At 62.6% G+C, this 21,333-nt stretch carries 21 protein-coding genes and 3 tRNA genes; 5 read left to right on the top strand and 19 right to left on the bottom strand.

Going from position 1 to position 21,333, the window contains the following annotated elements; translation table 11 throughout:
- Positions 1–157: 157 nt before the first annotated feature.
- From ACSKT0_RS01505 to ACSKT0_RS01450, 12 genes are all read right to left on the bottom strand, one after another.
- Positions 158–769 carry a hypothetical protein gene (locus tag ACSKT0_RS01505; protein WP_437772195.1) on the bottom strand — a complete coding sequence of 204 codons (612 nt, stop codon included), beginning with the start codon at positions 767–769 and terminating at the stop codon, positions 158–160.
- Positions 766–1,461: a hypothetical protein gene (locus ACSKT0_RS01500; protein ID WP_437772194.1), complete on the bottom strand. Its 696-nt coding sequence runs from the start codon at positions 1,459–1,461 to the stop codon at positions 766–768. The genes ACSKT0_RS01505 and ACSKT0_RS01500 overlap by 4 nt, the downstream gene beginning before the upstream one ends.
- Positions 1,458–1,841: a hypothetical protein gene (locus ACSKT0_RS01495; RefSeq protein WP_437772193.1), complete on the bottom strand. Its 384-nt coding sequence runs from the start codon at positions 1,839–1,841 to the stop codon at positions 1,458–1,460. Before ACSKT0_RS01495 ends, ACSKT0_RS01500 begins: the two co-directional genes overlap by 4 nt.
- Complete coding sequence (locus ACSKT0_RS01490; protein ID WP_059388473.1) at positions 1,838–2,029, bottom strand: DUF2273 domain-containing protein; 192 nt, start codon at positions 2,027–2,029, stop codon at positions 1,838–1,840. Before ACSKT0_RS01490 ends, ACSKT0_RS01495 begins: the two co-directional genes overlap by 4 nt.
- Complete coding sequence (locus tag ACSKT0_RS01485; protein WP_437772192.1) at positions 2,026–2,499, bottom strand: Asp23/Gls24 family envelope stress response protein; 474 nt, start codon at positions 2,497–2,499, stop codon at positions 2,026–2,028. Before ACSKT0_RS01485 ends, ACSKT0_RS01490 begins: the two co-directional genes overlap by 4 nt.
- An 895-nt stretch (positions 2,500–3,394) precedes the next feature.
- A complete protein-coding gene (locus ACSKT0_RS01480; protein WP_437772191.1) occupies positions 3,395–3,838 on the bottom strand; it encodes a nuclear transport factor 2 family protein in 444 nt (147 codons plus the stop codon).
- Between the two features lie 212 nt (positions 3,839–4,050).
- The gene (locus ACSKT0_RS01475; RefSeq protein WP_437772190.1) at positions 4,051–5,091 is read right to left on the bottom strand and encodes an alpha/beta fold hydrolase; all 1,041 of its coding nucleotides are present in this window, start codon (positions 5,089–5,091) and stop codon (positions 4,051–4,053) included.
- A gap of 28 nt (positions 5,092–5,119) precedes the next feature.
- Positions 5,120–6,037 (bottom strand): dioxygenase family protein, encoded by a 918-nt coding sequence (locus ACSKT0_RS01470; RefSeq protein ID WP_437772189.1) that lies wholly within the window; start codon positions 6,035–6,037, stop codon positions 5,120–5,122.
- 9 nt (positions 6,038–6,046) lie between these two features.
- The gene (locus ACSKT0_RS01465; RefSeq protein ID WP_437772188.1) at positions 6,047–7,111 is read right to left on the bottom strand and encodes a maleylacetate reductase; all 1,065 of its coding nucleotides are present in this window, start codon (positions 7,109–7,111) and stop codon (positions 6,047–6,049) included.
- Between the two features lie 9 nt (positions 7,112–7,120).
- The gene (locus tag ACSKT0_RS01460; RefSeq protein ID WP_437772187.1) at positions 7,121–7,696 is read right to left on the bottom strand and encodes a flavin reductase family protein; all 576 of its coding nucleotides are present in this window, start codon (positions 7,694–7,696) and stop codon (positions 7,121–7,123) included.
- A 62-nt stretch (positions 7,697–7,758) separates the two neighbouring features.
- The gene (locus tag ACSKT0_RS01455; RefSeq protein ID WP_437772186.1) at positions 7,759–8,949 is read right to left on the bottom strand and encodes an acyl-CoA dehydrogenase family protein; all 1,191 of its coding nucleotides are present in this window, start codon (positions 8,947–8,949) and stop codon (positions 7,759–7,761) included.
- A gap of 151 nt (positions 8,950–9,100) precedes the next feature.
- On the bottom strand, positions 9,101–10,126 hold the full coding sequence (locus ACSKT0_RS01450; RefSeq protein WP_437772185.1) for a helix-turn-helix domain-containing protein: 1,026 nt from the start codon (positions 10,124–10,126) through the stop codon (positions 9,101–9,103).
- A 366-nt stretch (positions 10,127–10,492) separates the two neighbouring features.
- Here ACSKT0_RS01450 and ACSKT0_RS01445 point away from each other — a divergent pair, with 366 nt between their 5' ends.
- The 4 genes from ACSKT0_RS01445 (at position 10,493) to ACSKT0_RS01430 (ending at position 16,253) form a co-directional block, all read left to right on the top strand.
- A complete protein-coding gene (locus ACSKT0_RS01445) occupies positions 10,493–11,623 on the top strand; it encodes a sugar ABC transporter substrate-binding protein (protein ID WP_437772184.1) in 1,131 nt (376 codons plus the stop codon).
- A 107-nt stretch (positions 11,624–11,730) separates the two neighbouring features.
- Positions 11,731–13,290, top strand: coding sequence for a sugar ABC transporter ATP-binding protein (locus tag ACSKT0_RS01440; RefSeq protein ID WP_437772183.1), 1,560 nt, complete (start codon positions 11,731–11,733; stop codon positions 13,288–13,290).
- Positions 13,291–13,327: 37 nt separating this feature from the next.
- The gene (locus ACSKT0_RS01435; RefSeq protein ID WP_437772182.1) at positions 13,328–14,371 is read left to right on the top strand and encodes an ABC transporter permease; all 1,044 of its coding nucleotides are present in this window, start codon (positions 13,328–13,330) and stop codon (positions 14,369–14,371) included.
- 631 nt (positions 14,372–15,002) lie between these two features.
- Positions 15,003–16,253 carry an IS256 family transposase gene (locus tag ACSKT0_RS01430; RefSeq protein WP_437773944.1) on the top strand — a complete coding sequence of 417 codons (1,251 nt, stop codon included), beginning with the start codon at positions 15,003–15,005 and terminating at the stop codon, positions 16,251–16,253.
- Between the two features lie 519 nt (positions 16,254–16,772).
- On the opposite strand, the gene ACSKT0_RS01425 is transcribed toward ACSKT0_RS01430, so the two are convergent.
- A complete protein-coding gene (locus ACSKT0_RS01425) occupies positions 16,773–17,708 on the bottom strand; it encodes a dioxygenase family protein (RefSeq protein WP_437772181.1) in 936 nt (311 codons plus the stop codon).
- A 40-nt stretch (positions 17,709–17,748) separates the two neighbouring features.
- Positions 17,749–18,432 (bottom strand): GTP cyclohydrolase II, encoded by a 684-nt coding sequence (locus tag ACSKT0_RS01420; RefSeq protein ID WP_437772180.1) that lies wholly within the window; start codon positions 18,430–18,432, stop codon positions 17,749–17,751.
- A 134-nt stretch (positions 18,433–18,566) separates the two neighbouring features.
- On the opposite strand from ACSKT0_RS01420, the gene ACSKT0_RS01415 reads away from it, so the two are divergent.
- Complete coding sequence (locus ACSKT0_RS01415) at positions 18,567–19,085, top strand: MarR family winged helix-turn-helix transcriptional regulator (RefSeq protein WP_437772179.1); 519 nt, start codon at positions 18,567–18,569, stop codon at positions 19,083–19,085.
- A gap of 388 nt (positions 19,086–19,473) precedes the next feature.
- On the opposite strand, the gene ACSKT0_RS01410 is transcribed toward ACSKT0_RS01415, so the two are convergent.
- From ACSKT0_RS01410 to ACSKT0_RS01390, 5 genes are all read right to left on the bottom strand, one after another.
- Positions 19,474–19,827, bottom strand: a complete 354-nt coding sequence (locus ACSKT0_RS01410; RefSeq protein WP_437772178.1) for a Gfo/Idh/MocA family protein — start codon at positions 19,825–19,827, stop codon at positions 19,474–19,476.
- A gap of 5 nt (positions 19,828–19,832) precedes the next feature.
- Positions 19,833–20,183, bottom strand: a complete 351-nt coding sequence (locus ACSKT0_RS01405) for a Gfo/Idh/MocA family oxidoreductase (protein WP_437772177.1) — start codon at positions 20,181–20,183, stop codon at positions 19,833–19,835.
- 569 nt (positions 20,184–20,752) lie between these two features.
- Positions 20,753–20,825, bottom strand: a tRNA-Phe gene (locus ACSKT0_RS01400).
- Positions 20,826–20,875: 50 nt separating this feature from the next.
- Positions 20,876–20,949: transfer RNA gene (locus ACSKT0_RS01395), tRNA-Asp, on the bottom strand.
- A gap of 84 nt (positions 20,950–21,033) precedes the next feature.
- Positions 21,034–21,106, bottom strand: a tRNA-Glu gene (locus ACSKT0_RS01390).
- Positions 21,107–21,333: the final 227 nt, after the last annotated feature.

The raw sequence follows: 21,333 nt of genomic DNA, 5'->3' as shown, positions 1-21,333 counted from the left end.
CTTGACTCGGACCCTAGGTCCGGTGTCGGCCGGGCAAGCCCAACCAAAGGGAAGAGTTCCCCCCTACCCTTCAAACTATGGCCCACACGGACGCCTCTGCAACGCAAAATGCCTGGGAGGTAACGTGGCTATCCGATTAACACGGGTTGCTATCAGTTCAACGAACGCGCTCGGCCTTGCTGAACCGGGTCCGCGCGCCTGCCCCGATATGAATCAAAACTGGAGTCCTGCGTCCCACCACCACGTCCAACGCCTCCACCAGCCGGGAGACGTCCGCGGCCAGCAGGTGCGGGGAAACGCCCTGACGAGGCTGGACCCTGACCCGGAGCCCGGGACGACCGTTGACCTCGTAGGTTGCCACCGTCACACCCGCGAGATCCGTACGTTCTGCGAGGGCCGCCTTGAGAGCCTGCTCGGCAAGGTTCCCGCCGAGGTTGACGTCGCCAGGCGTCCGGGCGTCGTCGTACTCCGACACGATGAGGTTGGCGCGGCCTTTGCCCTGCTGCGACACCCAGGCCACCATGAGCACGATCAGCACCACAAGCACCGCTGCTGCGGCAACCCAGAGCCAGCTTTCCTCCCGGCCGGGAATGCGGGTCTGCTCTGAGAGGTACTTGGCGTGTTCCCAGAGCCCGGTGGACCAGCCTTGCCACCAACTTCCCACCGCGGGAACAGTGGCGAGCAGCATCAGGAGAATGCCGATGGCCAGCAGCTTCAGGCCAAGGATGCCGATCAGGATGCGATTGAGGACGTGCGGAGTGCCGTTCATGCACCGATCACCCCGGACGTAGCGACATTAACACGGACTGAAGGCATGGGCGAAGGGGCCATTTTTCGAAGTTCATCCTCGACGGCGGCAAGGATCCGTTCCTCGTGCAAGGGCACGCCCGAGGTGGGCCGGACGTTGACCACAACCAGCCGCTGCGAAACCACCACCATGACTTGCTCCTGGGTGACGTTCGCTGCGGTCCGGGCTACCCTGGCCAGTGCCGAAGCGATGACCTCGTCGTCCACCACTACTCCGGCCCGGGAGTCCTCAAGCAAGTGGCGGGACTTTCGGCCGGGCAGGACCGCGTTCAAGAAGAAAATCAGGCCCACCATTGTCACGACCCCGCCGAGGGAACCGAGCAGCAAGGGCGAAATACCTGCAGGAAGCGCCGTGAGCCGTTCGGCAGCCGTTTGCGGCTCGATGAGCCACGGTGGTTGGCCAATGGCGCGCAAGGCGGATTCGAGGAGGGCGTAGACACACGCCGCGATCACAAGGGCCGCGGCCAGCCCGGCAATTCCCGCACGAGAGGAACGGGTCTCGCGCTTGAGGATGCGCTGGAGTCCGACGTCGATCCGGTCGCCGACGTCAGGGGTCCCCTGTGTCTGGACGCTGGGGGTGTCGCCGTCGGCGGTCTGCGCGTGCGCTGTGTCCGGGTGGCTGCGCCGGGCGTGCGGGGTCTGGGCGTGGCTCATTGGACGCGGGCTCCTTCGCTGACGCGTGCGCCGCTGATCCGGATATCCACGCGGCTCAGGGTGGAACCGCTCAGTTGGGTGACGCGCTCAAGGATGGCCGTCTTGGCAGCGACGGCCCGGTCCCAGACCGTTCCACCGTATCCTTCTACCCGCCGGGGGTCCCTGAGGACTTCGGTCAGCGAGGGCACACGGATCGGGGCGGCAATCGAGAGTGCCAGGAGGCCGTCGTCGTCCGACCATTCGGCGCGAACATCCTGCGCCGAGACACCGAGCGCTTCCGCGGCGGCCGCCTGGGCCAAAGTGGTGAGGGCCTGGGTGCTGATTCGGTTGTGGCCAGCCAGGGAGACGGCGGGCTGCACAGCCTCAGCCGTGGAACTCATGACGACGAGCGGCGGCCGGTGAGGGCATCCAGCACGCTGCGCAGGTCAAGCTTTCCGTCCGCGGCGCGGCCCAGAAGTGCACCGATTCCCATGAAGAGAAGGGCGATGATGAAACCCCACAATCCGAATTGGAAGGCCATGAACGCCACGAAGGCGCCGATCCCGATTCCGACAACGGTCAAGTTCACTGGAGTGGCTCCCTTTCCGATAATGCGCCTCTTGTTCCGGCTTTGGCTGGAGGGGCAACGTACACGTCGTTGATCTCGACGTTGACCTCAATGACTTCAAGGCCCACCAACGATTCGACGGCGCGATAGACGGCCGCGCGGACCTGGTTGGCGACATCATGCAAAGGGTATCCGTAGACGGCCACCAGATTGAGGTCCACGGCCACTTGGGTTTCTCCGACCTCGGCGCGGACACCCGCAGCATGGTCCTGGCTGCCGACGGCATCGCGAATGGCTCCGAGGGCGCGCGACGGAGCCGAGCCGAGGGAATAGACGCCCGGAACAGCCCTGGCGGCAATGCCGGCAACCTTAGCGACAGCGGAATCCGAGATCACTGTACGGCCTCTTCCTGCCACCGCTTGCCGGTCCTCGGATACCGGAGCCCCAACGGCTTCCGGTTCAGGCGCGAAGTAGCTTTCCTGCTGGTCCATTTAGCCCTCCCCTTCTCTTGAGTACCACCCTAGCGCTTGGCCAAGACAAGGCGGAGACAAGAGCAGAATCCGTCGCAGGCAGAAAAATGATGCGCGTGCACGGAAATGTTCGACTTTTGGGCACAAACCGAAAAACCCGGGCTTTTCAACTGCAGGTTAAATGAAGAAAAGCGCCCACTGCCAGACAGCGACGCGGAGCAGGCGCGATGGAAACCATCATCCATCCCGCCCCACCGCCGCCGCTAACGAGCACTGCCACCGGAACAAGGAGGAGTAAACCCAATGCCTCATGTTTTAAACTCCGTGGAGTCAGAGAGCCGCGCGGGGTCGCAGGACTGGCACGAATTTCAGCGCGGGGACAAGCTCCACGTCGCCCACCCGCTCCTCGGGAGGTTTTCAGGGGGCATAGACGAAAAATCTGATGATTCCCGGTTCCTTTGGATCATCAAGACTGATTCCGCGACCCGCCACGTCTATGAGGACCGGGAGGGGATAGGAGCATCAAGAAGCGCACTCTTGGCTAAGGCAGCATTCAAATACTGCAGTGCCACTGCAGGCGCGGCCGTTTTCAAAGGGGCAATCCCAAAGGGACAGGAGGCCCGGCGGCCACGCACTCTTGGTGCCCCCTTGTTTCGTTCGCCTGCTTGCGTTGCGGGTGACATCCCGAGCGAATTACAACGGCGTGGTGTCCTTTGGACACGGAACTCCGGCCGACCGCTCTTGGCCGGGGTTCCGTCACTGGGGACCATCAGGGAACCGTAGGCGACTCGTATGAAGCGCCGGCAAGAACAATGCAGGTTGACGGAACATCCACTCTGGGCTGGTTTTCCCTACGCGCAGAGGGGGTTGATTCTGGTTCCTCTTCCGCCGTGCGCCGTCGTGCACGAAAGCCTGCTTATGACTTGGTGTCCATTTCTTGACGCACCTGCGCCGGCCTCGGACTTGCCGCGGCAGCGGCGGTGAGAGGTGTCGGTTGGTAGGCCAGGAACTTCCAGGCTTCCGCGTCTGTAACCCATACGGCGAGGTAGCTGTTCTTCAGCGTCCTACGTGAGCCGCTGACAGTGATCTCAGCGCTCATCTGGCCTGTCACGAGAGCCACATCTCCTACCCGCACGATGTCCGCTATGGCATGCTCGATGCGGTGGTAGCGAAGGGTGCCACCTCGGAGTTTTCCTAAATAGGTGGCCAGTGAGTCCCGGTTTCCGCCTGTGTGCCCGTATGTCAGTTTTGCGTGACAGAGACCTTCGAATTGGTCGTAATCTTGGTCGAGGACAGCTTTATAGCGCTTATTTTCAAGCTCGTGGATGACGGCGTGGCCCGTGTCTAACGTGGTACTCAATCTGTAATGCTCCTTGGCGGTTCCCGCTGGTGTATATCTGTCGGTCGTGTGGAGCTATGCCGTTCAACTTTGAGGTGAGGGCCTGCTGCCTGAAAGTCTGTGAGGTCAAAAGCCATAGTCGCGATAGCAACTAGATTGTCGTTTGACTGCTGAGGCGCACGTGAGAGGCGTTCGACTGGGCCTCCGGCCTTGTACTGCGGCGCTGGCTTGGGCTACGCCTTGAGTGATGTCTCTCGCGTCAGTGTTGACTCTGCGATCCTGGTGACTATCCAGTCTCCAACGATCCTGGCGATTTCGTCGGAGTTCGCTTCGAAGATTAGTCCGTGTCCGTTTCCTTCGATCCCGTGTTCGGGCAGGTGGATCCATTCGACGGCGGCGCCTGCGGTCTTGAGGAAGTCGACGACTTGCGGGGCAAAGGTCGCGAAGACGGATGCTCCGCCTGTGAGGACTGCAATGGGCGTCTCTTCCAGGGCTGGGATGCGTAGGGTCCGGGCCGGCGCCTTTGCGGCTTCGTCGGCGCTTGCGCGCCGGGGTTCGTAGGTTATGGGGGCGGCCGTCAGTCCCCAGTCCAGGCGGCCGATTCCAGGGAACTCGGCGAAGGCCGGCCCTATCGGTTCCACAGCGACGATCGCCTTGACGAGGTCCGGGCGTTCGTTGGCGGTAAGCCAGCCCGCGGGTGCGCCGGCGGAATGCGTGACCAGGACGGCGGGGCCTGTCAGGTCCAGGAGGCGGCCCAGACGCTCGGCATCCATTCTCTGGGACTCGGCGAGGTCCTCGGGCAGGGGGCCCATCGCGGCGACCAGCTGGTCGATTTCGTCCGAATCACTGGTACGGGCGCATGACCATTGGGTTTGTTCGGTGGCTGCGTCGTCGGGATAGAAGAGCGACTTGGCTCCTTCGTAAGGGAACGGTGCGCCCATCTCGCCGACCACGGCGGGGTGATACGGAGATCGGCCGTGGCCTGGGCGGTCAACCACGTACACAACGAAACCGGCCTCGACAAACCTGGTCGCCCAGCCTGGCCGTCCATCGGGCGTGCCGGTCCAGTCCGTTCCCTGCCCACCCCCTCCGTGGATGAGGATCAGCGGGTAGGGATGGATTACCCTCTCGGGTGCCTCCCACGATGCAAAGAGCGGGGCGCGTTGGACCGTGCCGTATGCGCTGGAGGTCTTTTCGCCGGCAATCCACATCTGACCCCGTCTTGAGGTGATGAGCGGGTTGGCGGCATTATGGGGAGCAGGTGTAGGTCCCATGGAGAAACTTCCTTCGGTCGGGTTGCTTCTATGCGTCTTGGGGGGCAAGGACGATGTCGAAGCGGGTACGGGCCCAGGACTGATTGCCGAGGTCGCGGCCGTCGGGGGTGGGGCTGCCGGGCGTCTGCTGTTCGAACTTCTTGATGAGGGATTCCTTGACGCCGAACACGGAGTCGCCAATCTCAATCTGCGGGTCGCCGTCAACGAAGATGTGGGTAACAAGTGTCCGCAGGCCGGGGGCGGTGACCATGAAGTGCAGATGGGAGGCACGGACGGGGGACCTGCCGGCGGCCTCAAGCATTTTCCCTACCGGCCCGTCGTGCGGGATTGGGTAGGGGGTGGGGGTGAGTCCCCAAAACGCGTATTTGCCGTCCTCATCGGCGAACAGGTGGGCCCGTCCGGCGACCCTTCCGTCGGAGTACTGGACGTCGTAGAAGCCGTCGTCGTCCGCTTCCCAAACTTCGATGCGCGCCCGTGGAACCGGATTACCGTCGGTGTCGGTGACGGTTCCCTCGACCCAGCAGGGCTGGCCTGCCGCACCACCGGCTATGTCGCCACCCAGGGGGGTTTCGGGTGCGTCCTCCACAAAGAAGGGCCCGAAGACTGTGGCCTCGGTGGCGGCGGCGACGCCGGTGTACGTGGTGTTGTTGATCGCGATGGTCTGCATGGACAGGCCCAGCACGTCCGAGAGCAGGATGAATTCCTGGCGTTTGTCATCGGTGATGTGGCCGGAGGCGGTAAGGAATTCGATCCCGGTGTTCCACTCGTCTTCGGTGAGGCGGACTTCGCGGACGAAGTTATGCAGGTGCCGGGTCAGGGACTGCATGAGCTCTTTAAGGCGAGGATCTTCAGTCTTTTCGAAAGAAGCAACGACGGTGTCCACGAGTTGCAGCTCAACGGCGGACTGCTCGGAAGAGATCGGTTGAGTTGATGAGGGTGCAGTCATAGCGGTTCCTTAGAGTCCCGGTGTGGTGCCGGACCAGGCAGCGGTCAGGAGCGCTTCGAGGTTCTCGACCGTGACGGCCCGCGGATTCGAAGCGGGTATGAAGGGCAGGATGAGTTGTGCGGCTTCGGGGATGTTCTCCTCGGCCAAGCCGTGATCTTTCAGCGCCGTGGGCGCATCGAGAGCCGTGCGCAGGGCGTTGAGCCCGTCAACGGCGGTGTCAGAGCTGAACGCCGCTGCGATCCGCCACCCGGCCTCCGGTGCGAAGGGTGCGTTGAAGGCGAGCACGTAGGGAAGCACGGCGGCGTGGGTCTGGGCGTGGGGCATGTTGTATGCCCCGCCCAGGACGTGGCAGATCTTGTGGTGTATCCCCGATCCCGCCGAGGCGAAGGCCACGGCGGAGAGGTACGCGCCATACAGCGTCTCCTCCCGCCCGTCGCGGTCGTGGAGATCTCGCTTGATCGTGCGCAGCCCGCGATTCAGGGCCCGGATGCCCTCCGCGGCCAGCGTCTGGTTGATAGGATCGGTCCGGGGAGCCCACATCGAGTCCACGCAGTGCGCGAGTGCGTTCAGGCCTGACGCCACCGACAACTCCACGGGCAATGCCAGCGTGAGGCGCGCGTCGTAAATAACGGTGACCGGTAAAACCTTGTCGTCCACGCCGGTGGTCTTCCGTGAGCCCTCGGTCAGACCCCAAACGTTGGTCGCTTCGGAACCCGCATAGGTGGTTGGTACCGCGACGATGGGCAGGCCGGAGGTCAACGCGATGGCCTTGGCCAGGCCGATGGTGGATCCGCCGCCGACGCAGACCAACAGGTCGATCCCGAGGTCGGCTGCAGCGGAGCGACCCTTCTGCGCCTTCTCAAGCGGGACATGCGGGGCCACGTCGGCGTAGTTCAAGGCAACGTCGACGTCCTTCGTGAGGTCTTCCGCAACCGCAGACTGGGATGGAGATGCAATGACCATGACCCTTCGCGCCCCCAGCCGCGCGATCTCGGAGGCCAGATATTCCTCGGCCTGCCCGGTCCCGAACAGCACACGCTGCCCGATGGTGGTGTGCTCAAACGTCAAACTCATTTCCGCTTCCTACCCAACGACCGAGGCTTCACTCAACGAATGCCAGGCGCGATTGTGGTAGACGAGCGGGTGGGTGCTTTCCGCATCGTGTTCGATCTGGTCCGCAACGCTGACCTGAAGCACCTGGACGGCCACGACGGTGGAGTCCCCGGCCTCCATCCGGTTGACGATCCTGCCGCGCAGCCAGGCGTTGGCGCTGTGGAGTACCGGTTCTCCTGTGACGAGTCGGGACCAGGTCGATGTGTCGGCGAAACGGTCGATGCCGCTGGTGGCAAACGTCTTGGCCAGTTCGAGCTGGCCGGCTCCCATGAGGTGGACGACGATGGTCTCCGCATCGCGGATGGCTGGTGTGGACGAGGAATGTGTGGAGAGCGAAAAAACCAGCAACGGGGGGTTCGCCGAAACGGAGAACACCGAGCTCGCGGTGAGCCCTACGGGCCCGTTGACGCCCTGGGTGGTGATGATGGACACGCCGGCCGGATGGTTGCGGAAGGCGGCCTTGAAGTCCTCGGCGCTGACCGTTTCGGGAAACGCCGAGGCGGGACCGGCTGTGGGCCGGACTTGGTGTGCGGATTGAGATGTCATGGTGGCTCCTGGAAAGTCGGGGGTCGGTGCGCTGTGTGGGTTTTGCGTGTGCAGGGTGGTGGCTACTTCTTGACCAGGCTGAAGTAGCTCCACTTGGAATCCTCGGCCAGGCCGGTCAGGATCTTGCCGCAGTTCTGCAGGACTACCGGACCGGAGGTGACGTGCTGGGTGCCGGCGTGCATGTCGCGGAAAAAGCGCTGTAGGTCTCCCGAACGCAGGGCGGCGGTGGCCGCCCACTTATAGACGGTCATGCAGACATCGTGCGCGGACCAGGTGGCGTTGTTCAGCGCCAGCCGGGTGAGTGTCTCTTGCTCGCGGGTGAGTTTTTCGCCGCGGCCGAGGGTGGCCTCGTTGCCTGACCAGACCTCGAAAACGAACGCCCTTGCGGAGCGGAGCTTCGCCTCGGCCTGCGCATACTCGGCGTAGTACTGCTCCGTGTCCACGCTGGCGCCGGGATTGCCTGTTTTCTTCTGCGCCAGTTCGCGCATCTCGTCCAGCAGGCGGCGTGCGACGCCCAGGGCCCACCCGGCGTGGTTGATGCCGGACATGTTCGCCAAGCCCATTTTGTAAAGCGCTCCGCCGTTGAGGGGTTCCATTGTGGTAGCTGTGTAGGTGAACGCCGTCGGGACGAAGACGTCCTCACAGACGTAATCGATGCTGCCGGTGGCCTTCAAGCCCATGACATCCCAGTTGTCGATGAGCGTGGCCTGCTCCTTGGGGAGGGTAAAGATGAGGGCCTCACCCGTTTCCTCCACGATTGCGGCCGTGTGGATCCAGGAGGCTTGGGGCATGCCCGAGGCGAAGCTCCACGATCCGGTGAGCTTGTAACCGCCTTCTACTGCGTTGGCCTTGCCCATGCGGGTGCCCTGCCCGGCGATCAACGAATAGCCGCCGTCGGGGAAGATCGTCCCGATAGCCTCGGCGCCCAGATAGGCGGCCGTGGTTCCTGTGATCATCTGCAGCGCCATAACTACCCAGCCCGAGGAGGCGTCGGCGTAGGCCACGGTTTCAATGGCCTCGATCACCTGCCGGGGCGAGGCCTCGTAGCCGCCCACGGACCGCGGGATTCCCAAGCGGAAGATGCCCGATTCGTGGAGAGCCGCGGTCACTTCGTCCGTGAGTTGGCGCCCGGCCTCGTTGGCCGCACCGTTGGCCTTGAGCACCGGGGCAATGGCGTGGAGCCGTTCGAGCAGATCGGAAAAATCGCTCATCTCGTGCAGCTGGGTTGTCTCTTCGACGAGTTCCTGCGTCATGGTGTTTTCCTCACATCAGTGTGAATGGGGCGTTTCCATGAGTGTTGCAGGTCACAGTCTGGGCTGGTCTGGCATGGCGCGAACGGGCAAAGTGCATGGCAGAACGAGACAAGGGGGTCGGAAACCCGGGTGGGCGGTCCCAGCGCGCGGGCTACGGCTGGTGTGCCCGGCCCCGATCCCTGGCCTCGCGTGCGGTGAACCCGAACTTGTTCCTGAAGGCCCTGGAGAAATGCGCCGCCGAGATGAATCCCACGGAGAGGGCAACGTCACCGACCTGCAGGTGCCTGGAACCCGTCTCTGTCAGGAGCTGGTGCGCCCGCTCGAGGCGGGTGTCCATGACGAACCGGGCGACGGAGGATTCCTCCGCTGCGAAGACCCGGGCGAGGTGCCTGTCGCTGATGCCCACGGCGCGGGCAATGCTTGAGGTGCTGAGGTCCGGCCGGTGGAAGTTCCTGCGGATAAAGCCCTTGGCCGCCAAGAGGTAGGCCTGGCCCGAAGACCCGGCGTTCGACCCGACAAGGATCCCGAAAAGATCGAGGGCTTCGTCCTCCAGTAACGGTTCGGGGGCAGTGGTGGACCGGAGTGTCCCTTGAATGACTCGGGCCAGTGTGCGCGCGTGTTGATCGGCCGCGACGCTCTCCCTGCCCCTGAGCACGCGGGGCTTTCCCGGGCTGCTGCTACCGGTGTTTTCCCGGAAGACGTCGCGGGGCATTTCGAGGATGAGCTGCCTCATGGGCGTGTGGAACCCATACATAAAGGGCCGGTCGGCGTCGTACAGGATCGCGTCACCGGCCCCCAGAGTGTCAAACCCGTCCTGATGGTAGTAAAAGGCGTTTCCCTCGAGGAGCAGGCAAAACAGGACAGAGTCGGCAGGCAGCTGCCTGATATTGGAGGCAGCACGTTCGATGATGTGGTCGTTGCCGTAGATCTCAGTGAACCTCAGCCGTTCCAGACTGAGGTTGTACATGGTGCTGACCACACTGTCCCTGGCCAGTGTCGACACGTTCAGGCCGATCAGCGACTGCTGGTTGCGTTCCTCCCACAACCCCACCCGGTGGCTCACGGGAGCCTTCCCGGTGGAGAAAACACTCACCGCAGGAACTGCCGACCCTGCCCTGGGCGCAGGCCCATCGGATGCCCCGTTCGGCGGGATGCCCGCAGGGTTAGAGTTCGTCATCGGACTCCTTAGATACAACGCCCGCGGCCCAATGGGGCCGCCGTCCTGTCTAGGGATTGTACGTCCCCTCGGATTATTCCTCCCACTGGAACCGTCGCCCTGGGCCCGCACCCGCGGCCATTTGACCGTCCCGGCCAGACTTCATGTCCAGTTCGGACAACTTCGCCCCACTCGCTCCCTATAAGGCCACGATGAGACCTGCATCACAGAGTTGTCGTTTCGGCCTTAGGCATCTGGGGACGCAACCGGGCCACCGACGGAACGAACTCCACCCATGAAACACACGCAACCGATTTTGTAACCACCCACACAGAGGCCTTCCATGCCTCGCACCTTCACCTTGCGTCCTTCCGAAAGGCCTACCTCATGATCTTGCGACAACGCCGCCGCAACCTGCTGGCATTGGCGGCCGTCCCGGCACTCCTGGTATCGCTGGCCGCCTGTGGCGGTCAAATTGACGCTGCAAACGCAGGCTCCGGCTCCAGTTCCGCGGGCAACGCCTCCTCCGTGGCCGAGGCCACGGCGCTTGCCGGACAGATGAAGCAACCGCTTAAGGAGGAGATCCCCGCCTCATCGGCCAAGATCGCGTCCAACAAATCGATCGTGGTCATTCCCTGCACCTACGCTTCGGAGGCGTGTGCCCGCGGCGCCGACGCCGCCATGGAAGCAGCGGCCTTCCTCGGCTGGAATGCCCGCATGATCGATCCCGGCGGTGACCCCGAGAAGTCGCGCCAGGCCGTGGACCAGGCCGTGCAACTCCACGCCGACGGCATCGTCTTTACAGCCGGCGTCGGCGACCTGATCGAGAACAACCTCCAGGCTGCCCGGAAGGCTGGAATCTTTACCGTCAGCACCATGGAACCGGCGGACAAACGATTCGATGTCACTATCGCCCCCGATGAGGATCTCGCCGGCAAGATGGCCGCCGCAGCCATCGCCTCCGACAGCAAGGGAGCTGCGAAGGTAATCGTGGTCACGGATCCGCAGTACCCCTCCGTCAAGCTCCGTACCGAGGCTTTCAAAACATGGCTGCCGAAGCTGTGCCCCGACTGCAAGGTTGTCCAGACCATCGAGACACAGTTCTCCCAGATGCAGACCAACCTGCCCGCCCAGGTCCAGGCGACGCTCACTGCAAAGCCCGATGTCAACTACATCTGGACCTACACCGGTGCCGCCGTCGCCGCGCTGCAGCCGACCGTCGAACGCAGCGCCAACGGCGATGCCATCCGCATGCTTTCCTTCGATGGAAACTCCGCGAACCTCAGCTTCATCACCCAGGGAAAAAGTCAGGCATTCGATGTGATCAAGCCCATGGAATACACCGGCTACCTCGCTGTCCATGAGCTGAACAGCCTGTTCGCGGGCGAAACCAAAGGCGCCAAGACCGTGCTAATGCCAGAGCGTCTGGTTGACGCTGCCTCCATGCCGAAACTTCCCTGGACCGGAGATACGGACTGGAAAGGCGCCTTCGACAAGCTCTGGACCTCCGCCAAGTAGAACGCGCCTGCCGCCGGGCTTGATGCTGCTTCCAGCCTCAAGCCCGGCAGCAGTTGAGTTGAGGGCGCACAAGCTCCCACAAGATCCGACCACTGAGGATGCAGTCCATGACCCACACCCTTGAAATCCCTCTTCCTGCCGCGTTGAGCGTCCGGAACATCAGCAAAACCTTTGCCGGCCAGCGTGCCTTGGACGATGTCTCCTTCGATGTTCCTGCGGGGAAAATCACCGCGCTGCTCGGAATGAACGGCTCCGGCAAATCAACGTTGATCAAGATTCTGGCGGGGATTTATGTCCCGGATCCGGGAGGGACGCTCAGCATCCGGGGTCGGGACCTCCGGCTCCCCCTTACCCCGGCCCAGGCGCATGACACGGCGGGACTGCGTTTCCTCCATCAAGACATCGGGCTTGTCGACAGCCTCACGGTCGCCGACAACTTCGCGTTGGTGGACAGGTTCTTCGCAGCCGGGCCGCTGGGACGGATCAACCTGCGCCGGCAGCACGAACACGTTGCCGCGACACTCTCTCTGCTCGATATCGACCAGGACCCCGGTGCCTTGGTTGGATCGCTCTCGCCGTCGGCGCGGACCATGATCGGCATAGCCCGCGCCTTTCAGGACCGCGACCGCGGCATCAGAGCGCTCCGCCAGAACATTCTCGTGCTCGACGAGCCCACAGCCTCTCTCCCGTCGGACGAAGTGGACAAGGTCCTCGGGATCCTCGAGAAACTCCGGGACAACGGCGGGACCGCCATGTACGTCAGCCACCGCATCGACGAAGTCCGCCGAATCGCTGACCAGCTCGTGGTCCTCCGCGACGGCCAGATGGTGGCCGAGGAACCGCTCGGGACCAAACTCGGCAGTGACATCGTGTCCCTGGTTATTGGCAGGGAACTCCAGGCCCGGCAGGACAAAACCCTCAACAACAGCACGGGCGCCGTGGTGCTGTCCGCGACAAACCTCCACGGCAACCGGCTCGCCGGCGTGAACCTGCACGTCCGGGCCGGAGAAATCCTCGGGATTACCGGCCTGATCGGGTGCGGGCGAAGCGAACTCATCCGTATCCTTGCCGGTGCACAACACCGGCATGACGGTGAAATGGAGCTCTCGGGCACCCCGTATTCCCCACACGACCCCGCCTCCGCCGTTGCCGCCGGCGTCACCTGCGTACCGCAAGACCGTCGCAAGGACGGGTGCGTGCTGGAGATGACCGTCGGCGAAAACCTCACCCTGGGCCGGCTCCACCACTACACCACGAACGGCGCCATCGACCGGCGCAGGGAACAGGCAGACGCCGCACAGCTGGCGAAGGACTATCTCGTGAAGGCTGCCGGGCTGCAGATGCCCATCCGTGCCCTCTCCGGTGGAAACCAACAGAAAGTCGTCGTTGCCCGTGCCGCCAGCGGCAACGTTAAGGTCCTCCTGCTGGACGAGCCCTCCCAAGGCGTCGACGCTGCGGCGAAACACGAAATCTCCCAGCTGCTGCGAACCCTCGCCGCCTCGGGCGTGGCCATCATCATTGCCTCCACGGATTACGACGACTTCATCGACCTCGCCCACCGTGTCGTGGTGCTTGACCGAGGACGAGAAGTCGCGGCACTCGAAGGCAGCGACATCACCGGCGACCGCCTCGCCCTGGCCTGCACCACATCCGTGCACGCCAACTAACACTCCAACTGCAAAGAAACCCATGAGGTACCAAAACATGACCCCCAGCAGCAGGGACCTACAGCGGCCACGCGCCCTCCGCTTCCCTTCCCCCGGCGCACTTATGAAGAACTACGGCATCGCGCTCTTCCTGGCCCTTATGATCATCGTGTTCTCCATCCTCATGCCCGCAACCTTCGCCACCGAAGGAAACCTGCGGATGATCCTCGCAGACCAGGCCATCCCGGGAATCCTGGCACTTGCGGTTGTACTTCCCCTTGCCGTCGGGGAATTCGATCTCTCTGTCGGTGCGAACCTCGGCATCTGTGCGATCTTCGGCATCATTCTCGCTGGCCAGGACCTCCCCCTTGTGCTGTTGATTGTGCTCCCGATCCTGCTGGGAACGCTGATCGGCGCGGTGAATGCCTTCATGAACATCGTCGTCGGAGTCAATGCCTTCATCTCGACCCTCGGCATGGCCACCATCCTGGGTGGCCTCAACCTGCTCCTGACGAACAGCACCCTGATCACGCACGCTTCCAAGGTGTTCACCTCCTTGGCTGGTACCAAGGTTCTCGGCCTGCAAACCGTCCTGGTCTTCTTTGCCGCCGTCGCAATTGGCCTTTGGTTCGTCCTGGAAAAAACACCATTCGGCCGCTATCTCCGCGCCACAGGCATGGGCCGCGATGCGGCCCAGCTCAGCGGTGTCCGAACTAAGCGCTACCTCGCCGCGGCCTTCATCGGCGCAGGCTTCCTTGGTGGACTTGCCGGAATGCTCCTGGCCTCGCGGTCCGGCAGCGCCACACCCAACCTGGGTCCTGAATTTCTCCTTCCCGCATACGCCGCTGCATTCCTCGGTGCCACCGCCATCCGGGCCGGCTACTTCAACGTCTGGGGCACCGTGATCGGCGTATACCTGCTCGCAGTGGGCGCCAACGGACTCGTCATCCTCGGAGCGCAAACCTGGGTGATCAATATCTTCAACGGCATCGCGCTCCTCGTGGCTGTTTCCGCAGCCACACTCGTCCAGCGCAAAAAGAAGAAGACAAAACCGGACGTCGCAACCAAATCCAAGAGCGGCGCCCCGGTAGGGGTCAGTTAGGAGACTTAGTAGCTAGCACAAAAGCACCAGCCTCTGCACGTCGCCGCCGCAATGGATGCATACAGCCCCACCTCACAGCCAATCGAATCAGCCAATCAGTAAGGACTTAGCACATGTTGAACGGAAGGCCGACCCGAATGAACAGTCTCAACCTATGTAAGCCCCTAGATACCCACAGAGGAAACGCCATGCAGGTAACGGAACCCGGCGTCCAAACGCCAAACTGGGCGACCCCACTACCTGACACACCCGATGACTGGCATTCCTGCCCGCTAACCCTGATTCATACAGCCTGGGCTGGATGGGATTACGAGCCCTGCGGCCATCACTAGGAGTCCGTAAATCCCAGGCGCTTGGCATAGAGGCAGCAGCCCCTGGCGGCACAAGGATGGTCTACGCTTATCAACTTTTTTGCACCGATATCCGCAGTGTTATCAGGAACTCTATGGCCCAAGCCGACTGCGACTGAAAAGGAACACCTTGTACATCCACAAGCCCTCGTGCGGCGCGACTCCCGGGATAGCTATCCCGGTCCTTGACCCGGAGGACTGTCTGAATAACGGTGTGTGGCTCCGGCCTGATCCGAAAGGAGACGGCCGTGTCTGAATCCACGACCGAGATGACAGGGGTGATGATCGATCCTGTGACGGGAGAGATCATCGATCAGAAGGAGCTTGCGGAGCGGCTGCTCGCGCAGGCCAAGGAACAGGGCGTGAGCCTGGTGGGCCCGGGCGGGCTGCTGAACCAGCTCACCAGGAACGTGCTGGAAACCGCTCTGGAAGCGGAACTTACCGAGCACCTCGGGCACGAGCACGGCCAGAGGCCGATCGCAGCCAACATGCGCAACGGCACCCGGCCCAAGACCGTGCTGACCGAGATCGGCCCGGTCGAGATCGAGGTGCCCCGGGATCGGGAGGGCTCGTTCGAGCCGGTGATCGTGCCCAAGCGGAAACGGCGCCTGGACGGGATCGACCAGATCGTGCTCTCGCTCTCCGCCCGGGGGCTGACTACCGGGGAGATCGCCGCGCACTTCGAGGAGGTCTACGGGGCCAAGGTCTCCAAAGACACCGTCAGCCGCATCACGGAGAAAGTCGCCGGCGAACTGGCCGAATGGTCGTCCCGGCCTTTGGACCGGATCTATCCGGTGCTCTTCGTCGACGCGGTCGTGGTCAAGGTCCGTGACGGGCAGGTGCGCAACACCGCGTTCTATGTCGTCATGGGCGTCACCGTGAACGGGGAGCGGGAGATCCTGGGGATCTGGGCCGGCGACGGCGGCGAGGGTGCCCGGTTCTGGCTGCAGGTCTTTACCGAGCTGAAGAACCGGGGCGTGGAAGATGTGTTGATCGCTGTCTGTGATGGGCTCAAGGGCCTGCCGGAGGCGATCACGACCACGTGGGAGCGGACGGTCGTGCAGCAGTGCATTGTCCACCTGATCCGCAACAGCTTCCGCTACGCCGGCCGCCAGCACCGCGACGGGATCGTCAAGGCGCTCAAGCCGGTCTACACGGCCCCGTCCGAGCAAGCGGCGAAGGACCGGTTCGCCGAGTTCACGGCCGAGTGGGGCCAGCGATACCCGGCCATCGTGCGGCTCTGGGAGTCCTCCTGGGCGGAATTCGTGCCGTTCCTGGAGTACGACGTGGAGATCAGGCGGGTGATCTCCACAACAAACGCGATCGAGTCGATCAACGCCCGCTACCGGAGGGCCGTGAGGGCCCGCGGGCACTTTCCAAACGAGGCCGGCGCCCTGAAATGCCTGTATCTGGTCACCAGGTCCCTTGATCCCACCGGCGGAGGTCGGGCACGCTGGGTCATGAGGTGGAAGCCTGCGCTGAACGCGTTCGCGATTACCTTCGCCGGCCGGTTCGAAAGAACCATTCACTAATGAAAACCGGCCGGACCCACACACCGTTTATCGGACAGTCCCTGACCCGGAGCAGCTACAGGGGAGAGAAGTTGAGATAGGCCGGTACGATCGCATCATCGACGCGGGTGTGGTCGACTGCATAACTGCTGATGGTTCCGTCTTGTGGCTAAAGCCGGACGCCCTGAACCATCGCCGCCTGATTCAGCTCTCTCCGGGACTTAATATCCGGGTCCTGGCGTCAGATGACATGGTCGTTGTGCAGCTCTCACAGCCTGCTGCTTCCGGGACGGCGTCTGCCAGAAGCGACTTGAAAGCCCTCGTGACGCAAGGCCAAGCGGGAGATGCGGCACCACTCCCCCGTTCGCCCTTTTCAGGCCACGCAGGCCAAAATATGGCCGGGTAATTAGCTCACAACCTAGCACAATTCTCGTTGCCTATCGCCGCTACCGCTCAAAGGACCTGGCGCAGTCCTTCCGAAGCGCTTCCAGTCCCGGTCCGGACTAAAGAACCGGAAAACGGGCGACTCTTACTGGTCCATCAGGCGGTCTGGAAGGATCGTTTGGATAATCCGATGACGAAGCCATCGATGGTGGTAGTGACGGGCGCGGTGGGATCCGTTGCTGCGCCGAGGGTGACGAACAATGGGGTGAAGTGCTCGACGGTGGGGTGTGAGCGTTGGGCGCCTGGAGCGTGGGTGCGGAAGCGCGCAAGTTCGTCGACGTCGCCGCGGGCGAGGGCGTCTGCGGCCCATTGGTCGAACTCGATGGACCATGTGGGTGGGGTGGTCCGGTGGGAGGCGTCGGCGTATTGCAAGCCATGAGTCATGAACCCGGAGCCAATGACGAGAATTCCTTCTTCCCGCAGCTTTTTGAGCCGCTGCCCGAGGGAGAATAGCCGTCTGGTGTCGTGGGTGGGGAGTGACAGTTGCAGTATGGGGATGTCCGCAGCGGGGTACATGGCTTTCAGGGGCACCCAAGCGCCGTGGTCGAGCCCGCGGCCGCGGTGTTCGTATACGTGCTCCGTTGTGGGAAGGACGTTCATGATCTGCTGTGCGAGGTCGGAGGGGTCAGGAGAATCGTAGCGCAGCCCGTAGTACATGGGGGCGAAGCCGCCGAAGTCGTAGACCAGTTCGGCGGGTGTGGTGCTGGTGATCCCGAGGCTGTCGGATTCCCAGTGGGCGCTGATGACGACGATTGCTTTGGGTTTGGGCATTGATCGCGCCCATCCGTGGAGCTGCTGCATCCAGGCGGTGTCCTCGAAGGTATTGGGTGCGCCGTGGCTGATGTACAGGCTGGGCATCGGTCCATCCTGGGCGCTCCATGGCTGATGCGGCGCTTTCTCGTTGGCCAGTGCTGCGCGGCGCAGGTGCGCGGCGAGCGGATGACTGGCAGGAATGAGGGCGTCAGCGGCCGCCGTGCTCCGAGATCTTCCGGCAGGGGCCGCTGTGGTGTTGCCGGGGTTGGGCGTTCTCATGGCTGTCCTCTTTCTAGTCCGTGGCCAGGTTTGGTTGGTCTCACTCGGCCGGCGGGATGGTGAGGGTGTGTGCGGTGTGGTCGCGTTTGGCGCTCAAATAGGCGTGGTTGGCGGGGGTTAGGTGCACATCGGTGGGAAGCTGTTCGGTGATGGTAATGCCGCGGGCGGTCAGTTGGCCGGCCTTCTCGGGGTTATTGCTGAGCAGGCGGACGGAGTTGATGCCGAGGGCGCCGAGCATTTGGGCGGCGGGCGTGTAGTCGCGCTCGTCTTCGCTGTGGCCCAGCGCGACGTTGGCTTCGTATGTGTCCAGGCCGGTGTCCTGCAGTGCGTAGGCATCGAGTTTGGAATACAGGCCGATGCCGCGGCCTTCCTGGCGGAGGTAGAGCAGGAACCCACCGGCGGCGGAAATTTTCTCGATGGCTTCTCGCAGTTGGGGCCCGCAGTCGCAGCGCTGGCTCCCGAACACGTCGCCGGTCAGGCATTCGCTGTGCAGCCGGACCAGCGGCGCCGGATCCTCTGGCTTCGGGTTCAGCATGGCCTGCTCCCACTCGCCGAGGGCGAGCAGCAGGTGTTCCTTTCCGTCGACCAGGCCATGGAAAGTCATCACCTGGGCGGTGGCGCTGAGGCCGTCCGGGAAGTGCAGTGGCACGGTGACCTGGCTGCGTACGGTGGCCCCAGCCACTAGTCCCGCCGGCGGGGCGGGGGTTTCAGTTAGAACAGTCATCTCAGGTCCTCAGGAGTAGGGCGGTCATGCGGGTAAGACGACAGTCCAAGTCGTCGAATAGTTCAACCTTGAAGTTAATAGTAGGGGTGCTTAGTTCAAGATGCAAGTAATTTGGACCGGCTATAAGTTAAAGCATGAAGTTAACGGGCTATGCTTGTCGCATGGAAGCTTCCGGGGAACCGCGATGGTTAAACAGCGAAGAGAGCCAGGCGTGGCTCGCTCTTGTGGGAATAATGATTCGGCTTCCCTCTGCACTGGACGCGCAGCTTCAGCGGGATGCCGGGCTCAGCCACTTTGAATACCAGGTCCTCGCGGGCCTCTCAGAGGCCCCGGACCGCACGCTTCGGATGAGCGATTTGGCCAAGTTCGCGGAATCAGCACTTCCTCGTCTGTCCCAGGTCGTCGGGCGCCTTGAAAAGCGTGGTTGGGTAAGTCGTTCATCCGACCCCACCGACGGGCGCATCACTATGGCTAAGCTAACCGCAGCCGGCTGGGGGAAAATCGTTCAGACCGCACCTGGACATGTAGAAGAAGTAAGGAGCCTCGTCTTCGACCCCCTCACGAAGGTCCAAACACGCCAGCTGACCGACATTGGCCGACGCATTATGCGGGCCATAGACCCTGAAGATCGTTGTCTCCGCAGTTCCGATTAGCCCAGCCCGTTGGTGATGAACCACCAGGGGTGCTGCTCGACTTCAGGGGTAATTCGGGAAGATGTGGCGGTGCCCGAAGGCGTTTGTGTTAAGGGCTGCTGCCGGCTGCCTTGGAAACCGAGGCGGAAGCCAGGAAGGGCCGGGCGCCAAGCTCGAACTTAGAGCTGTGAGTTTCCGCAGAGTGATTGGCCGTTGCGACGTGTCGCGATCCGCATGAACTGCTTCCGGCACAGATGGTGTTCAGCCACCTTCGCTGGTTCTGACCTTGCATGGCAGGCGGGTAGCGAGCGATTCGTGGACGGCGAGGCGCACAGCGAGGTTTTGTTCGGTTAATTCCCTGTTTATGATGCCTGCTGCATGGCCGCGTGCCAGGATGCTGCTGAAGCGTTCAATCTCGACCTTGAAATCCTTCAAAGCCGCAGTCGAACGTTCCCAGGACTCCTTTGTAGTCGAGGATGGGTGCCACGGTTGTTTCAACGGGATCCGAGGAGCTTGTTCCTTTGGCGTAAACGCTGGTCGGAGGGCCGCCCATGACCATGTTCATGATGTCGATGGCGTAGCAGCCGACGTCGTTGACTGCCCCGCCTTCCAGGTTGGGCTGGAGCCGGACCTCGCCGGGGACCCGGTCCATGTTGAAGTGGAAGCGGGCGTGCGTGGAGACGACGTCGCCTATCCTGCCTGCATCCAGGAGCTCCCGGACTTTATGGTGCTGTGGGTGGAAGCGGTACGTGAACTCCTCCATGAGGCTTACCTGGTTCCGTTCGCACGCTTCCGCCACCCGCCGCTAGTCATCCAGACTGCATACCAGCGGCTTCTGGCACAGGATGTCCTTGCCGGCATTTGCCGCTGCGATGATCCACTCTGCGTGAAGGCCATTGGAATTGGGAGGTAGACAGCTTCGATGTTCGGGTCGGCGAGGAGTTCTTCATGCGATGAGTAGGACGCCGGGACCCCGAACCGATCAGCTATTTCAGCAGCCCTCCCGTTGGGGCTGGAGACTGCCGAGGCCGCGGCGTTGCGGGCCTTCTTCATGGCGAGGAGAAATCTATCCTGGGCGATGCGGGCGGTCGTGAGCGCTCCCCAGCGTACGGCTGTCATGAGGCAAGTTCCGCCTTCTTCCGCAACCGCGCCAAACTCGTGGCCGCACGCATCCCCACCAGCCAGGAACCATGGATGCAAGACCTGACCTCACAACTCCAGAACATCCCGGACCCTGACCGGCGACGGCGAACGCTCCAGGAGATCCTCATCTACCGGGACCGCTAGGCCATCACCGACACCACCACCCCGCTCGGAACCCCTGTCAGCTGGGACGAGCCTGACATGCAACACCAACGCCAACGGCTCCAGACGAAGTTCTCCCCCTGTTATCCAGACCCGCACCAGTCCCGCGACGGCAACGGTGGACCCCTCCCAGCTGTCCGCTTCGACACGGGACATGGGACTGCGGATCTAGACGTCGGTCATGCTGTATTCGAGTCCGGCAGCGTTTCGTCCTGCGAAAATTCCAAGTCGGTGCTCCGTGTTTCGCTTACAAATTCTTGTCCGATAACCGCCGCGTCGCGCCCATCACGTCCCGCAATGCCAATAGCTACAGTTTCAGCTACACCTAGATGCACTGCACCCCCAAGAAACGAAAAAACCCCCGAATTATCGGGGGTTTAAGGTGGCTCCGACCGGCGTCGATCCGGTGACCTTTCGATTTTCAGTCGAACGCTCTACCAACTGAGCTACAGAGCCTTAGGTGACAATGTCACCATGATTGCCGGAATTTCTTCCGGCAATCAGAGCGACCCTGACGGGACTTGAACCCGCGACCTCCGCCGTGACAGGGCGGCGCGCTAACCAACTGCGCTACAGGGCCTTGCTTGTTTGCAGTATCTCTACCGCTTTTTTCAAGGCTTCCAGCTTACCAGACTTTCCAGTCCGGCCTGACCAGTTCCTTGCGTACCCCCAACGGGATTCGAACCCGTGCCGCCGCCGTGAAAGGGCGGTGTCCTAGGCCGCTAGACGATGGGGGCCTGGAACAATCCGAATTCGCGACGGTCAACAACGCTATGCGTTTACCGCTTCTCGCTCGTCCGAACTGGACTCTAAAACTTTAGAGCATAGTCGGGGATATTCCCAAATCGCGCCCTGCGGAACGCAAACCAGAACGCAAACGAGGACGCAAACCGGGCCTCAAACCGCCGTTCAAATCCACTGCGTCAGAGTTGGCGGTTTCTTGTTGAAAGACGTCCGAATTCCG

Source organism: Arthrobacter sp. KNU40 (genome assembly GCF_051515115.1).
Lineage (GTDB): Bacteria > Actinomycetota > Actinomycetes > Actinomycetales > Micrococcaceae > Arthrobacter.
The sequence above is the reverse complement of the archived record's forward strand: the minus strand, read 5'-3'. Positions and strand labels throughout refer to the sequence as shown.